Source organism: Pseudomonas sp. 8O (assembly GCF_902506495.1).
Lineage (GTDB): Bacteria > Pseudomonadota > Gammaproteobacteria > Pseudomonadales > Pseudomonadaceae > Aquipseudomonas > Aquipseudomonas chaetocerotis.
The window spans coordinates 2,228,280-2,243,642 of record NZ_LR733264.1 but is presented as its reverse complement, the minus strand read 5'-3'; the positions used below and the strand labels follow the sequence as shown (position 1 = coordinate 2,243,642).

At 64.0% G+C, this 15,363-nt stretch carries 14 protein-coding genes; 3 read left to right on the top strand and 11 right to left on the bottom strand.

Annotated features, from left to right (window positions below):
- Window positions 1-77 precede the first annotated feature (77 nt).
- Entirely contained in the window at window positions 78-878 is an 801-nt protein-coding gene (locus GV002_RS13140; protein ID WP_160018782.1) for an AraC family transcriptional regulator, read from the bottom strand.
- 1 nt (window position 879) lies between these two features.
- The gene (locus GV002_RS13135) at window positions 880-1,737 is read right to left on the bottom strand and encodes an NAD-dependent epimerase/dehydratase family protein (protein WP_160018781.1); all 858 of its coding nucleotides are present in this window, start codon (window positions 1,735-1,737) and stop codon (window positions 880-882) included.
- Window positions 1,738-1,835: 98 nt separating this feature from the next.
- Here GV002_RS13135 and GV002_RS13130 point away from each other — a divergent pair, with 98 nt between their 5' ends.
- The 3 genes from GV002_RS13130 to GV002_RS13120 all read left to right on the top strand — a co-directional run bounded on the left by GV002_RS13130 (window position 1,836) and on the right by GV002_RS13120 (window position 6,347).
- A complete protein-coding gene (locus GV002_RS13130) occupies window positions 1,836-2,765 on the top strand; it encodes a hydrogen peroxide-inducible genes activator (protein ID WP_017676072.1) in 930 nt (309 codons plus the stop codon).
- Window positions 2,766-2,773: 8 nt separating this feature from the next.
- On the top strand, window positions 2,774-4,849 hold the full coding sequence (gene recG / locus GV002_RS13125; RefSeq protein ID WP_160018780.1) for an ATP-dependent DNA helicase RecG: 2,076 nt from the start codon (window positions 2,774-2,776) through the stop codon (window positions 4,847-4,849).
- A gap of 91 nt (window positions 4,850-4,940) precedes the next feature.
- Complete coding sequence (locus GV002_RS13120; RefSeq protein ID WP_160018779.1) at window positions 4,941-6,347, top strand: aminoacyl-tRNA deacylase and HDOD domain-containing protein; 1,407 nt, start codon at window positions 4,941-4,943, stop codon at window positions 6,345-6,347.
- 106 nt (window positions 6,348-6,453) lie between these two features.
- On the opposite strand, the gene GV002_RS13115 is transcribed toward GV002_RS13120, so the two are convergent.
- The 9 genes from GV002_RS13115 to GV002_RS13075 form a co-directional block, all read right to left on the bottom strand.
- Entirely contained in the window at window positions 6,454-7,206 is a 753-nt protein-coding gene (locus tag GV002_RS13115; RefSeq protein ID WP_178094652.1) for a hypothetical protein, read from the bottom strand.
- 82 nt (window positions 7,207-7,288) lie between these two features.
- A complete protein-coding gene (locus GV002_RS13110; RefSeq protein ID WP_160018777.1) occupies window positions 7,289-7,684 on the bottom strand; it encodes a helicase in 396 nt (131 codons plus the stop codon).
- A gap of 217 nt (window positions 7,685-7,901) precedes the next feature.
- Window positions 7,902-8,174 carry an HU family DNA-binding protein gene (locus GV002_RS13105; protein WP_003242571.1) on the bottom strand — a complete coding sequence of 91 codons (273 nt, stop codon included), beginning with the start codon at window positions 8,172-8,174 and terminating at the stop codon, window positions 7,902-7,904.
- A gap of 188 nt (window positions 8,175-8,362) precedes the next feature.
- Complete coding sequence (locus GV002_RS13100) at window positions 8,363-9,511, bottom strand: NAD(P)/FAD-dependent oxidoreductase (RefSeq protein ID WP_160018776.1); 1,149 nt, start codon at window positions 9,509-9,511, stop codon at window positions 8,363-8,365.
- Window positions 9,512-9,860: 349 nt separating this feature from the next.
- Complete coding sequence (locus GV002_RS13095) at window positions 9,861-11,201, bottom strand: hemolysin family protein (protein ID WP_160018775.1); 1,341 nt, start codon at window positions 11,199-11,201, stop codon at window positions 9,861-9,863.
- 62 nt (window positions 11,202-11,263) lie between these two features.
- Complete coding sequence (gene phoR / locus GV002_RS13090; protein WP_160018774.1) at window positions 11,264-12,583, bottom strand: phosphate regulon sensor histidine kinase PhoR; 1,320 nt, start codon at window positions 12,581-12,583, stop codon at window positions 11,264-11,266.
- A gap of 236 nt (window positions 12,584-12,819) precedes the next feature.
- Window positions 12,820-13,509 carry a phosphate regulon transcriptional regulator PhoB gene (gene phoB, locus GV002_RS13085; protein ID WP_072426159.1) on the bottom strand — a complete coding sequence of 230 codons (690 nt, stop codon included), beginning with the start codon at window positions 13,507-13,509 and terminating at the stop codon, window positions 12,820-12,822.
- Between the two features lie 82 nt (window positions 13,510-13,591).
- The gene (gene ubiA / locus GV002_RS13080) at window positions 13,592-14,482 is read right to left on the bottom strand and encodes a 4-hydroxybenzoate octaprenyltransferase (protein WP_160018773.1); all 891 of its coding nucleotides are present in this window, start codon (window positions 14,480-14,482) and stop codon (window positions 13,592-13,594) included.
- A gap of 222 nt (window positions 14,483-14,704) precedes the next feature.
- Window positions 14,705-15,256: a chorismate--pyruvate lyase family protein gene (locus tag GV002_RS13075; RefSeq protein WP_160018772.1), complete on the bottom strand. Its 552-nt coding sequence runs from the start codon at window positions 15,254-15,256 to the stop codon at window positions 14,705-14,707.
- Between the last annotated feature and the right edge of the window lie 107 nt (window positions 15,257-15,363).

Here is a 15,363-nt window from a genome sequence, read left to right as displayed (position 1 = left end):
GCAATGTGCAATTGCTGCCGAGCAAACCGGCGCAGTGATGGGCACAACCATGCAACCTGACGCTGCGCTCCGCAGAATCAGGCCTGCGCCACGGCGCGAAAACGTCCCGGAGTGACGCCGGTAAAACGGCGGAAGACGCCATTGAAATGCGCCTGATCATAAAATCCCAGGCCCAGCGCAACCTCAGCCAGAGCCTGGCCTTGCAACAGTCTGCGCTTGGCTTCACGTACCCGGCGCTGCAGCAGATAGGTGTGTGGCGGCACTCCATAGGCACGGCGGAACACGTCGATCAGATGGCGCGGGTGGCGCTGTACCAGAGCGGCCAACTGTTCCAGGCTGACGGCCTCGGCGTAGTGCGTTTCCAGGTAATCGCGCAGGTAAGCCGTCACCCCGCCGTCACGAAAGGCCGGACGGGCCTCGCGCAAGCCGCCATGGCGCACGAACACCAGCTCCAATAACGCCAACAGTTCACTCTCCAGCGCCAGCGCATCACCGCGCTCGAACTCGCCAGCCAGCTGCGCGAGGCTTGCCGCGACGCGACCGTCGTCATCCGGGTTGAGCGTGCTGAAGCCGTTGGGCAGCCGCTTGCGCCCGAGCAGGGCCGGCAGCCGTGACTCCTCGACATAGAGCATGCGATAGACCACGCGCGCAGACTCGGCATGCCCGGTATGTGGCTCCTCGGGGTTCATCAGCGACAGGGTGCCGGCAGGCAGCGCATAGCGCTGACCACGGCATTGGTAGCCACCGACACCCTGCACGATGGCACCGATGGCGAAAGCGTCATGACTGTGACGGCCGAACGCCTGCCCGGAGAAATCGGCGTGAAACAGCTCGACTCCCGGCAACCAGGGCTTGGCCAGCAGGCGGTTAGCGTCCATCTCAGCGCTCGGCGAGGATCGCCGCATAGCCCTCACGATAGCTGGGATACTGCGGCGCCCAACCCAAGGCGCGGGCGCGGGCATTGCTGCAACGCTTGCTGCCGGCGCGGCGCACGCGCTGCTCATCGCTCCAGTGACTGACCCCCAGTTGCCCACGCAGCCAACCTACCACCTCGTGCAGCGGCGCCGGTTCATCGTCGACACCCAGGTAGCAATCGGCCAGGGGCACGCCTGCGGCGTCCGCCTGCAATAGCGTGGCAAGCAGTCCCGATGCGTCGTCGACGTGAATGCGGTTGCCATACAGCGGCGGCGTCTCGCTGACGCGATATCCACCGCGCACCTGGCTCAACAACCATTCCCGACCGGGGCCATAAAGGCCTGTCAGACGCACCGTGGTCGCTGGCAACCCGCTGTCGAGGGCGACGCGTTCGGCCTCGCGCATGATCACCGCAGAAAAACTCGGGGCTTCGGCAGGAGAATCCTCGTCGATCCACTCGCCTTCCTGCTGCCCGTATACCCCGCTGCTGGAGGCGAACAGGATGCGCCGTGGTCGCTGGCCATGCTGCGCCAACCAACTCAGCACGCGGCTCAACCCTTCGACATAGGCGGCACGGTAGCCTGCCTCGTCGTGCTCGGTGGCTGCTGCGCAGTAAACCAGGTAATCCAGTTGCCCTTGCGGCCAAGCCGGCGGGCAGGCATCGGCGTGCAGATCGCCGGCCAGCGGTTCGATGGCGGCCGGCAGCGCGGCCACATTGCGACGCAAGCCCAGCACGCGCCAGCCTTGTTCGGCCATACGCAGGCCGAGGCGGGTACCAACGTCTCCACACCCGGCAATCAGCAGGCTGTTGCATCCCGACATGCTTTTCTCCATGACATTTATGCAAAGGCGCAGTTTAGCCCGGTTGGTTCATTCGTATGCAAAGGCTATGCTTGTCGGCAATTTAATGGATAAACACTATGACCCTCACCGAACTGCGGTACATCGTCACCCTCGCCCAGGAACAGCATTTCGGCCGCGCTGCCGAGCGCTGCCATGTCAGCCAGCCGACCCTGTCGGTGGGCGTGAAGAAGCTGGAGGACGAGCTGGGCGTGCTGATCTTCGAGCGCAGCAAAAGCGCCGTGCGCCTGACGCCGGTCGGTGAGGGCATCGTCACCCAGGCACAGAAGGTGCTGGAGCAGGCCCAGGGCATTCGCGAGCTGGCCCAGGCCGGCAAGAACCAGCTGACTGCGCCGCTCAAGATTGGCGCCATCTACACCGTCGGCCCCTATCTGTTCCCGCATCTGATTCCGCAGTTGCATCGGGTCGCCCCGGACATGCCGCTGTACATCGAGGAAAACTTCACCCATATCCTGCGCGACAAGCTGCGCACCGGTGAGCTCGACGCCATCATCATCGCTCTGCCGTTCCAGGAGGCCGATGTACTGACCAAGCCGCTGTACGACGAGCCCTTCTACGCCCTGCTGCCAGCCGGCCATCCCTGGGCGGAGCTGGAGACCATCGACACCAAGCTGCTCAACGACAAGAGCCTGCTGCTGCTCGGCGAGGGCCACTGCTTCCGCGACCAGGTGCTGGAAGCCTGTCCGACCCTGCGCAAGGGTGGCGACGACCACGGCAAGCACACCACGGTGGAATCCAGCTCGCTGGAAACCATCCGTCATATGGTCGCCTCCGGCCTTGGCGTATCGATCCTGCCGTTCTCGGCAGTCGACAGCCATCACTACGCGCCGGGCGTGATCGAAGTGCGTCCGCTCAGCGCGCCGGTGCCGTTCCGTACCGTGGCCATTGCCTGGCGCGCCAGCTTCCCGCGCCCCAACGCCATCGAGGTGCTGGCCGACTCCATCCGCCTCTGCTCGGTCGCCCGTAGCCCGCAGACCAAGGCAGTCTGAGGCAGGACGTGAGCGAACTGGCAGCGGTTTCCGTCACCGCGCTCAAGGGCGTGGGTGCGGCCCTGGCCGAGAAACTGGCCAAGGTCGGCCTGGAAAACCTGCAGGACGTGCTGTTCCACCTGCCGCTGCGCTACCAGGATCGCACCCGCATCACCCCCATCGGCGCGCTGCGACCGGGCCAGGACGCTGTGGTCGAGGGCATCGTCGCCGGTGCGGACGTGGTCATGGGCCGGCGGCGCAGCCTGCTGGTGCGCCTGCAGGACGGCAGCGGCACGCTGAGCCTGCGCTTCTTCCACTTCAGCCAGGCGCAGAAGGACGGCCTCAAGCGCGGCACTGCCCTGCGCTGCTATGGCGAAGTTCGTCCCGGTGCTACGGGCCTGGAGATCTACCACCCGGAATACCGCGCGCAGAGCGGCGACGAGCCGGCCCCGGTAGAGCAGAGCCTGACGCCCATCTACCCAACCACCGAAGGTTTGACCCAACAGCGCCTGCGCCAGCTCAGCCAGCAGGCACTGGCGCGCCTCGGCCCACGCAGCCTGCCGGACTGGCTGCCTGACGAGCTGGCACGCGACTATCGCCTGGCGCCACTGGACGAGGCCATCCGCTACCTGCACCGCCCGCCACCGGACGCCGACGTCGAAGAGCTCGCCGAGGGTCGCCACTGGGCCCAGCATCGCCTGGCCTTCGAAGAGCTGCTGACGCATCAGTTGTCCCTGCAGCGCCTGCGTGAACAGGTGCGCGCCCAGCAGGCGCCGGCCCTGCCGCCGGCCAAGAAGCTGCCACAGCAATACCTCGCCAACCTCGGCTTCGCCCCGACTGGCGCGCAGCAGCGTGTGGGCGCCGAGATCGCCTACGACCTGGCGCAAAGCGAGCCCATGCTGCGCCTGGTGCAGGGCGACGTAGGCGCCGGCAAGACGGTGGTTGCCGCCCTTGCCGCCCTGCAGGCGCTGGAGGCCGGTTATCAGGTGGCGCTGATGGCGCCGACCGAGATCCTCGCCGAACAGCACTTTCTCAACTTCAGCAAATGGCTGGCACCGCTTGGCCTGGACGTCGCCTGGCTGGCCGGCAAGCTCAAGGGCAAGGCTCGCGCTAGCGCGCTGGAACAGATTGCCGGCGGCTGCCCGATGGTGGTCGGCACCCACGCCCTGTTCCAGGACGAAGTGACGTTCAAGCGCCTGGCCCTGGTGATCATCGACGAGCAGCACCGTTTCGGCGTGCAGCAACGCCTGGCCCTGCGCCAGAAAGGCATCGACGGTCGCCTCAGCCCGCACCAGTTGATCATGACTGCCACGCCTATCCCGCGCACCCTGGCGATGAGCGCCTACGCCGATCTGGATACCTCGATCCTCGACGAGCTGCCGCCAGGGCGCACGCCGGTCAACACCTTGGTGATCGCCGACAGCCGCCGCGATGAGGTGGTCGAGCGCGTACGCAATGCCTGCCAGCAGGGACGCCAGGCCTACTGGGTCTGCACCCTGATCGAAGAATCCGAAGAGCTCACCTGCCAGGCCGCCGAAACCAGCTTCGAGGAGCTGTCCGCGGCACTGGGCGAGCTGCGCGTCGGGCTGATCCACGGGCGCATGAAACCGGCCGAAAAAGCCGCAGTGATGGATGAGTTCAAGCAGGGCAAGTTGCAACTGCTGGTGGCCACCACGGTGATCGAGGTCGGCGTCGACGTGCCCAATGCCAGCCTGATGATCATCGAGAACCCCGAGCGCCTGGGCCTGGCGCAGTTGCACCAGTTGCGCGGCCGGGTCGGACGTGGCAGCGCCGCCAGCCATTGCGTGCTGCTCTACCATGCGCCACTGTCGCAACTCGGGCGCGAACGTCTGGCGATCATGCGCGAGACCACCGACGGTTTCGTCATCGCCGAGAAGGACCTCGAACTCAGGGGGCCAGGGGAAATGCTCGGTACCCGGCAGACCGGTCTGCTGCAATTCAAGGTCGCCGACCTGATGCGTGATGCCGACCTGCTGCCCGCCGTGCGCGATGCTGCGCAGGCACTATTGGAACATTGGCCGCAACATGTGGCTCCATTGTTGGAGCGCTGGTTGCGTCACGGCCAGCAATACGGTCAAGTGTGAACCTGTTCACAGGACAACCGTCGCCACGAACCTTTGCGCAAATCCTCGCTGGTTATACTCCGGGGCACATGCGCCAACGCTGGATATCGATATGACTGAAGCTGCCCTCGCCGCCAACGCCACTGTGCAAGCGCCCGCCGTGATCGTGCAACTGCTGGAGAAACTCGCCGTCCCCTATCAGGTACGCGCGGAGCGCCCGGGTCAGCCAAGCGAGGCGCGCCTGCAGGCCGTGCTGGTGGACGATGCCATCGGCGCCCTGCTGGTGCTCTATCCGCGCAGCCACATGCTCGATCTGTCGCGCCTGGCCGAACTGACTGGGCGCCAGCTCACGGCGGTCAAGCCGGAGCGCCTGGAGCGCATGCTCGGCAAGCACAACCTGGCCGCCCTGCCCGGTTTGCCGCCGCTGACCAGTTCGCCCTGCCTCTACGAAGAACGCCTGCTGCAGGTGCCCAGTCTGCTGATCGAGTCCGGCCAGCCTGGTGTGTTGCTGGAAATCCCCACCGAAGCCTTCAAAGCGCTGCTGAGCAAGGCCAGCGCGGCGCGTTTCGGCGAGCCGGTCAGTGCGATCAAACCGAACCTCGATCGCCCGCATGATGACCGCGCAGAAATCACCCAAGCCGTGCAGGCCTTTACCGCACGCCGCATCCAGCAGCGCCTGGAAGAAACCATCGAGATTCCGCCGCTGCCGGAAACCGCGCAGAAGATCATCAAGCTGCGTGTCGACCCTAACGCCACCGTGGATGACATCACCGGTGTGGTCGAGACCGATCCCGCGCTGGCCGCCCAGGTGGTCAGTTGGGCCGCCTCGCCCTATTACGCCGCGCCCGGCAAGATCCGCTCGGTGGAAGATGCAATCGTCCGTGTACTGGGCTTCGATCTGGTGATCAACCTGGCTCTCGGCCTGGCGCTGGGCAAGACCCTCAGCCTGCCCAAGGATCAGCCGCAGCACGCCACGCCCTACTGGCAGCAAGCGATCTACACCGCTGCAGTGATCGAGGGCCTGACCCGCGCCATGCCTCGCGCGCAGCGCCCGGAAGCCGGCCTGACCTACCTGGCCGGGCTGCTGCACAACTTCGGTTATCTGGTCCTGGCACACGTGTTTCCACCGCACTTCTCGCTAATCTGCCGTCATCTGGAGGTCAACCCGCACCTGCCTACCGGACATATCGAGCAGCACCTGCTGGGCATCACCCGCGAGCAGATCGGTGCCTGGCTGATGCGCCACTGGGATATGCCGGAAGAGCTGTCCAGCGCCCTGCGCTTTCAGCACGATCCGTCCTACGCCGGCGACAGCGCGGCCTTCCCCAACCTGGTGTGCCTGGCGGTCAGTCTGCTGCGCAACCGGGGTATCGGTGCCGGCCCGCAGAACGAGATTCCTGATGAGCTGTTCGACGCCCTGGGGCTGACCCGGGAAAAAGCCGAGGACGCTGTGAGCAAGGTGCTGAGCGCCGAGGTCGCCTTGCGTGAACTGGCAGCGCAGTTCCAGCAGCCGCACTGAGCTGCTGCGGCTCAGGTTCCCACACCCTGCCCCTGAGGCCCTGCCTACCGTCTTGCGTAGTTACTCACGAGCGGTGGAGTGCTGGCGGCCGGCGTTCCGGGCCGCCCTAAGGCTTACCTGCCGTCTTGCGTAACTGCTCACGGCGCTCGGCGAACAGCTGCGGAACCACTTCCAGGCTGATGGCGAGCAGTTGACTGACGCTGGAATGCTCGTAGAGCGCCGCATACTCGGCGAGTTGATCGCTGGGCATCTGCCGGTAGGCATAGAACATGAAGGTTTCCACCGCCTGCTCGCTGGACTGGCGAATGGCGTTCGCTTGGGTCTGCGTCTGCGCCTGCAGTTCGGCCTCGCTGAGGTTCTCGCCCCGCGCCCTTAGCGCCAACAATGCCTGGGTCTTGCCGACTTCGTAACGTAGCAGGCTGGCCAGCTCGGTCGTACGGGCGGCAGCATCGAGACGCTTTACCAGATCAAGGCGCGCGCCTCGTGGCGGCTGCTCCTGCAGGCGCTGGCGGTATTCAGCCAAGCCTTCAGGTTGCTCACCGACCGCACGCTCAGCGGCAGTGAAGCGCTGCGCCAGCGGGCTATCGAGACGTTCGCGAGCCTGTTCGCCCTGCACCGCATCGAAGCGAGCAGCGACGCGCCTGGCCAGGTCCAGACAAAAGACCTCGCCAGCGAACAACTGCGCGAGGCGCTTCTGCTCGGCTTCATCCTGGCCGCGCTGCAGCAACGGCGCACTCTGTTCGCACAGCAGATGGATACCGGCGAGTTCGAACAGGGGCAACAGCACTTTGGCAGACGCCGACTCGGCCCGCGCCGTGGTGGCGGCCAGCAACAGCAGGGGTAACAGGAAAAGACGCATGGTCAGGTTTTCCACAGTAACGTGCCTGGAAGCCTAACCAAAGCGCAGCGTCGCGGCCAGCCGCGACGCACATCAGTGCCGATCAGGCGGCCTTTTTTGGCGCCTCGGCCTTCTTCTTCGGCATCAGGTACTTGGTCAGACCCTGGAACCACATCACCAGCGCCGGATTGCCCTGGATCTGGATGTCCTTGTTCTGGATGCCCTGCATGAAGGCCAGCTGCTTGTTCTTCGCGGTCATGGTTTCGAAGCCGTAGGCGGCGTCCTTAAAGCCAATGGCGAATGCCGGGTCCTTGGCAGTGCCGCGCTTGCTGGTCACGCGCTGATCGGCCACGGTGAAGTGGCGGGCCACCTTGCCGTCGAGAGTATGCAGCTGGAAGACCATATCGCGACCTTCGAGCTGCTGGCGGAACGCCGGATTTTCACGACTGGCCTTGGCCATCAGGCGGCCCAGCATCCACAGGAGAAAACGGAATTTCATGCACAGGGCCTCGTGATCGAAGATGATGGCCGCGCATTGTAGTGGTTTTCTTGCAGGACTACAGCCTGTCCAAAGCATGGTCGTCGAGCCAGGAAGGTAGGGTACGCCGTGCGCACCGCAAGATACCGCGAATCAGGTGCACACGGTCTCTACAGTAAGTGAGCAGGCTTGATGAAGCGAGGAGGAACCCGGAGCCGAGCGGCTCCGGGTAACGGGCTCAGTTGACCGCATCCTTCAGGGATTTGCCTGGTTTGAAGGCGACGGTGTTGCTGGCCTTGATCTTCACCGGCTGACCGGTTTGCGGATTCTTGCCAGTACGGGCGCCACGGTGGCGTTGGACGAAAGTACCGAAGCCAACCAGGGTCACACTGTCCTTGCGGTTCAGTGCACCGGTGATTTCTTCCAGTACGGCGTTGAGTACACGATTGGCCTGATCCTTGGTCAGATCAGCCTTTTCGGCGATGGCGGCGGCGAGTTCCGGTTTACGCATAGATGCCTCTTTGACGGTTTTTTGTTGTTGTGTCCGTGCTGTCCTTCCAGAACAGCGCCCAAGGCGCCGCAACAGCTCTGCGCTGCGGCAGACCCCTGGGAGAATGGCATGCCGCATCGCACTGCGCCAGTCTCGCCCGCCACTTTAACCAGGCAATTTCGTGGCGTATCCGACAGAACGGCAGGTAATCACGCCAGCAGCGCCGGTAGCTCCTTGTTCAGTGCCAGTTTCTCCTGCACGGCAGCGCCGGTCAGCGCATAACCGAGCAGTGCTCCGGAAGCCTCGCGGCAGAGCGCCTTGATGTCGCTGCCGCTGCCTTCGACCGTCCATTCGCCCTGACTGCCACGCGGTGGCGGCGAGACCACCAGCGGGCATACCGGCGTCTTTACCGTCACCGGCATCGGCCCATAGCTGACCGCCGTCGGCTCACCGGCCAGGGTCTTGGCCAGCGCCCGAGCACAGGCCATCAGCGGCATGACGTAGAGCAGCTTGAGGCCATCGACCTCGGCACAGTCACCCAGGGCGTAGATATTGGCGTGCGAGGTACGCAGTTGGCGGTCGACCATCACCCCACGATTGACGTCGAGCCCGGCCGCTGCGGCAAGCGCGATACGCGGACGCAGGCCGACTGCAGAGACCACCGCATCACAGTGGATCAGGCTGCCATCGGACAGCGACGCCTGCAGCGCATCGCCCTGGCGGTCGAGGCTGGCCAGCACCGGGCCAAGATGAAAACGTACGCCCAGACCTTCCAGGCCGGCTTGTACCGCAGAGGCCGCTGCCGGATGCAGCAGGCCTGGCATCACCTGCTCGCAGGGCGCCAGCAACTCGACCTCGTAACCGCCTGCACTGAGGTCGTTGGCGAACTCGCAGCCAATCAGGCCGGCGCCGAGGATCAATACCCGACGTTTTCCGGCCACGGCTCGGCGAAAGCGCGCGTAGTCTTCCAGGTCATTGATCGGAAATAGCGCATCCTGGGCATCGCCCTCTACCGGTACGCGAATCGGCTCGGCGCCCCATGCCAGTACCAGGTCGCGGTATGGCACAGCTTCCTCACCAATCCACAAGCGCTTGTGGCCGGGGTCGATTCCGGTGATGCAGGTATGGGTGCGAATTTCCGCATTGAGCTGCTCGGCCATGGCGCCCGCCTCGGCCATGGCCAGGCCGTCGGCATCCTTGTTCTTGCCGAAGCCGGTGGACAGCATCGGTTTGGAATAGGAGCGGCCGTCGTCAGCGGTGATCAGCAGCAGAGGCGTCTGCGTATCGAGCTTGCGCCATTCCTTGGCCAGGTTGTAACCGGCCAGGCCGGTGCCGACGATGACGACTGGTGCACTCATGCTGTGATTCCTCGCGACACAAACGAGACGACGGCCCGCTGGCCGTCATCATTGATTCAGAAGGTTCAGGTGCGCTCGATCCAGTCGAAGTCGACCCTGGCCATACCCGATCCGGAAAGCGCCAACTGACTGACACCTGTTCTCGGGGAGGTGACGGAGTCACACCCTACTGGATCGGGCAGCAGCTGGCCAGATGCGACCGGGCAGGCCAGCCAGAGGTTGGGTAGAGCGACGAACTCATGTTCGCCTGCGCCCACCGAGAGCCTGTAACGGTTGTGCGAACGGTGACTCCGAGAGTCAAGTGAGGTCAGTGATCGAGCCTGCATGGACTTGCCAGACGCAGGAGAGATCAATCCAGCTTGACCACTTTAGCCAGAACCACCTTGGGCCCCTTCATCTTCTTGACGATGATGCGCAGGCCGTCGGTTTCCAGCACTTCCTCTTCGTCAGGCATGCGCTTGAGGGTTTCGTAGATCAACCCGGCGAGGGTCTCGGCCTCTATGTGGTCGAGATCGACGCCGAGCAGGCGCTCGACCTTGGCCAGCGGCGTGTCGCCGCGCACCAGCAGCTTGCCCGGCTGATAGGCGAGGATGCCGCGCTCAGTCTTGCGGTGTTCGTCCTGAATATCGCCGACCAGGGCCTCGAGCACGTCTTCCATGGTCAAGTAGCCGATCACCTTGCCGTCGGCCTCTTCGACCAGGGCGAAGTGCGCGCCACCCTGGCGGAACTGCTCGAGCAACTGCGACAGTGGCATATGCCGATTGACCCGCTCGAGTGGATGCATCAGATCCGCCAGTTTCAGTGCCGATGGCAACATCTCCAGCAGCGACAGGTGCAGCAGCAGATCCTTGATGTGCAGCACGCCGACGAACTCGCCCTTGCTCTCGTCGAAGATCGGGTAGCGGCTGTACTTGTGGCGGCGGAAGGTGGTGAACACCTGATCCAGACTGGCGTTGAGTTCCAGGAAGACCAGATCCTCACGCGAGTTGGCCCAGTCCACCACCTCCAGCTCGCCCAGTTCGACCGCCGACGCCAGCACACGCAGGTCCTGGTCGTTGTCACTGGTGGCGCGGCTGGAGTGCAGGATCAGCTTGAGCTCTTCACGGCTGTAATGGTGCTCGTGGTGCGGCCCCGGCTCGCCTTGCCCGGCGATGCGCAGGATGGCGTTGGCACTGGCGTTGAGTACGAAGATCGCCGGGTACATCAGCCAGTAGAAGGCGTATAGCGGCGCGGCCGTCCACAGCGACAGCAGCTCGGGCTTGCGAATTGCCCAGGACTTGGGCGCCAGCTCGCCGATGACGATATGCAGGTAGGAAATGATCGAGAACGCGGCGAAGAAGGCGATGCCGTGAATCAGCTTGGGTGACTCCACGCCAACCGCCACCAGCAGCGGGGTAAGCAGCTCGGCGAAGGCCGGCTCACCGACCCAGCCAAGACCCAGCGACGCCAGGGTGATGCCCAGCTGACAGGCTGACAGATAGGCATCCATCTGGTTGTGCACGGTGCGCAGAATATGTCCGCGCCAGCCATGGGCCTCGGCCAGGGCATCGACCTTGGTCGCGCGCAGGCGCACGATGGCGAACTCGGCGGCGACGAAGAAACCGTTGAGCAGGACCAGAAACAGGGCGAACAGCATGAGGCCGAAGTCGGCGAGGTAAGCAGAAGCGGGGAGACTCGTGGAGGGGTCCATGAAGGTTCGGGTTGGCCAATGATCGCTAGAGGTTGGAGCTTCGCCGCATCGAATGCAAGCACTCAGCGCGCACGCTGCACTACCTGTGCCGGGGCAAAATGGCAGGTGAAAGTACTGCCCTTGCCAGGAACGCTGCTGATCTCCAGGTTGCCACGGTGACGCAGCAGTACATGTTTGACGATGGCCAGGCCCAGCCCGGTGCCACCCGTGTTGCTGGCGCGGCTCGAATCGACGCGATAAAAGCGCTCGGTAAGCCGCGGCAAGTGCTTGGTCTCGATGCCCATGCCGGTATCGCTGACCGACAGGTGCGCCCCCTTCTCGTCGCTCAACCAGCGAATACGGATGTCGCCTCCGGCCGGGGTGTACTTCACCGCGTTGAACACCAGGTTGGAGAATGCGCTGCGCAGCTCCGCCTCGCTGCCCTTGAGCTTGAGATGCGGGTCGGCCTCCAGGCTGATGCGATGTTGCTGATCGCCGGACAATGCCTGCGCATCGTTCTTGATCGACAGCAGCATCAGATCCACCGCGACCGGCTGGTTGTCCGAGGGGTAATCGGTGGCTTCCAGCTTGGCCAACAAGAGCAGGTCATTGAGCAGGGTCTGCATGCGTGCGCCCTGTTGCTGCATTTGCTGCAGCGCGCGCAGCCAGCGCGGATTGACCGCCTCGACGTTATCCAGGAGCGTTTCCAGATAACCGGCAATCACCGTCAGCGGCGTGCGCAGCTCGTGGGAGACGTTGGCGACGAAGTCCTTGCGCATCTGTTCCAGCTGATGCAGACGGGTAACGTCACGCACCAGCAGCAGGTGCTCGCGATTGCCGTAGCGGGTGATATGGAACTGCAAGCGACGGCGATCATTGATCGGTGAAGGAATCTCCAGGGCATCGGCGTAGTTGCCGCGCTCGAAGTAGTCCTTGAAGCGCGGGTCGCGCACCAGATTGGCCAGTTGCTGGCCGCTGTCTTGCGGGGTTTTCAGGCCCAACAGTGTTTCCGCAGCCCGGTTCCACCATTCGAGATTACCCTGGCTGTCGAGCATCACCACGGCGTCCTTGAGAGCGGCCGTGGACTCCTGCACGCGGTCGATAACCGCCTGCAAGCGACCACGCGCCTTCTGGTTACGGCGTTGCAGGTGATAGATGCTGTCGAACACCTCGCCCCACAGACCGTAACCATCCGGCGGTGGCTCGTCGGGTTTGTGCTCGCGCAGCCATTTGTGCAGCCGCAGCAATTGGCTGAGGGTCCAGCCCAGATGAATGGCCAGGCCGCAGGCCAGCACCCAGGCATATTCACCGGTGATGAAACCGAGCAGCAGGCAGGCGCCAACCAGCAGCAACAGGCGGCGCACCACGGCGCCACGCCAGTCTTGATTCACGATGGAGCGCATCCTTGTGAGAAGAGCGAACCCGCAGAAGCTGATTTACGATCTCGCGAGCTAGAGCCATGCAAGGCGAAAGCAGGTGAGGAACGGTCGGAGTCGCGGGCGACTGTACTTTTGTACATGAGCATTACTCACTACGTTCGCCCCTACGGGGCCGCACTAAAGTGCGTTGGCCGCTAGCGGCCTGCCGAACCTGTTTTCAACGCAGCAGGGCCGACGCGCAGCAGATCGTAAACAGCTTCTCAGCCCTTGGTGGAAAAACGATACCCAGTCCCGCGCACGGTTTGTACCAGGTTTTCGTAAACATCACCGAGCGCCTTGCGCAGACGGCGGATGTGCACGTCGACGGTACGCTCCTCGACGTAGACGTTGCCGCCCCAGACCTGGTCGAGCAGTTGGCCGCGGGTGTAGGCACGCTCCTGGTGAGTCATGAAGAACTGCAGCAGGCGATATTCGGTCGGGCCCATCTCGGCTGGTTTACCGTCAATGGTGACGCGGTGGCTGATGGGATCGAGCAGCAGACCACCAACTTCGATCGGCGCCTCGCTGTCGCTGGGCCCCGCACGGCGCAGCACGGCCTTGAGACGGGCCACCAGCTCGCGCGGCGAGAAGGGCTTGGTGATGTAGTCGTCGGCGCCGACTTCCAGGCCCTGGATCTTGTTGTCCTCTTCACCCTTGGCTGTGAGCATGATGATCGGGATATCGCTGGTCAGCTCGTCGCGCTTGAGGCGTCGGGCCAGCTCGATACCACTGGTGCCGGGCAGCATCCAGTCGAGCAGGATCAGATCGGGTTTGCGGTCGACGATCACGGCGTGTGCCTGCTGGGTATTCTCCGCCTCCAGGCACTCGTAACCGGCCATCTCCAGGGCCACCGCAATCATCTCGCGGATCGGTGCTTCGTCATCGACGATCAGGATGTTCTTGCCAACCATGGTCCTGCCTCGGTTCGTTCAACTGTCTGCGCGCATTAGATAACGGAATTATTGCAGCGATATGACAGATGCGCGGCAGCACTTACCGTAACGCGTAGTCCAGCACGATACCGACGAAGATCGCCAGCCCCGCCCAATGATTGTGCAGGAAGGCGTTGAAGCACACCAACGGCTCGCGCCGACGGGTCACGTGAAACTCCCAGGCGAAGCAGACGGCGGCCACCAGCAGGCCGAGGTGGAAGTACAGGCCCAGTTCGAAACGTGCACCAGCCAGTAGCAGGCAAAGCAGCGCCAGTCCCTGCAGGATGGCGATGATCAGTCGGTCGGCGTCGCCGAACAGGATGGCTGTGGACTTCACCCCGATCTTCAGGTCGTCCTCACGATCAGCCATGGCGTAGTAGGTGTCGTAGGCAACCGTCCACAGCAGGTTGGCGATGTACAGCAACCAGGCTTCCGGCGGCAGGTTGCCGGTTTCTGCGGTAAAGGCCATCGGCATGCCCCAGGAGAATGCGGCGCCAAGCACCACCTGCGGGTAAAAGGTGTAGCGCTTCATGAAGGGGTAGCAGGCTGCCAACGCCAGGCCACCGAAGGACAGCCAGATGGTGGTGGCGTTGGTGAACAGCACCAGCACGAAACTCAGCGCCACCAGCACAGCGAACAGCACCAGCGCCTCGCGCGGCTTGACCTTGCCGCTGGCCAGCGGGCGCGCCCTGGTGCGGCTAACGTGACCGTCGAAATCACGATCAGCGTAGTCGTTGATCACACACCCGGCGGCACGCATCAGGATCACGCCGACGACGAAGATGAACAGGTTCTTCACGCTCGGCGCGCCTTCGGCTGCCACCCACAGCGCCCATAAGGTCGGCCACAACAGCAGATAGATGCCGATGGGCTTGTCCAGGCGCATCAGCTGAATGAAATCCCAGGCGCGCGGGTGCAGGCGGGTGGTCGATTGCAGCAAGCGGGTGTACATCGAAGCGTCTCCGTGCAGGTTGCGCGGATTATACGAGCAAGCGTGTGTGAGAGGCGCTTTAGCATCGATGCTCACCGCCACAAGCGGTTCAACGCATAGGGCGTACTCGGCTTTGGCTTCCTGCGTCGCTCTACCTCCTGCATCCATGCAGTCGTCGCGAAGCAGTACGCCATGGGCCTGATAGACAACAGGGATAGCCTGAGCAGGCAAGGTAGTGGAACCCTACGCCTCGATACCCGCAGCCTGCCAAAAGGCCGGCAGAAACACCTCGGCCACCAATACACCAAGCGCACCCCGGCTGAAGCACGAGCGCCGCGCCCACAGGCGCTCTTCGCGCACCTCTTCCGGCAGCCAGGCCGCCGGATAGCGGCAGGCCTGCAACTCGCCGCGATCGAAGGCGCGGTCACTGAACAGCAGCTCACCCAGCGAGCGACTGCCCAGCTCGGCCAGATTCAGCCCGGAACCCTCCAGCACGCTGCGCGCGGCAACGCTACGGGCGAACACCCAGGGCTGCTCATGACCGCGCAGGTACACCTCGCGCACCCAGCCCTGGCTGCCATCGGCCACGCCGAGCAATGCGCACTCGTCCGCGCGCAGACGCTGCCAGCCCTGTTGCAGCGGCGTCACCGAGAAGCCATCAGCAGAAAGCGCAGTCAAGCGCCGGGTCAGCGAATCCTCGTTGAACAACCAGTCGCGCACGCCAGCACAAGGTTGCGGATGCAGCTGGGCATTGGTCAGCCAGCGCGGCGGATGGGCGAGAGCGGCGTGAGGCACGGAGAGAAATCACCACGGATCGGAAGCGCGCGAGTCTAGCACGGTGCGATAGTCGCTTTTTGCACAAGGAGGCAGTCGCCGCTGAAGCGCCTCCCACTGTGCAGCCC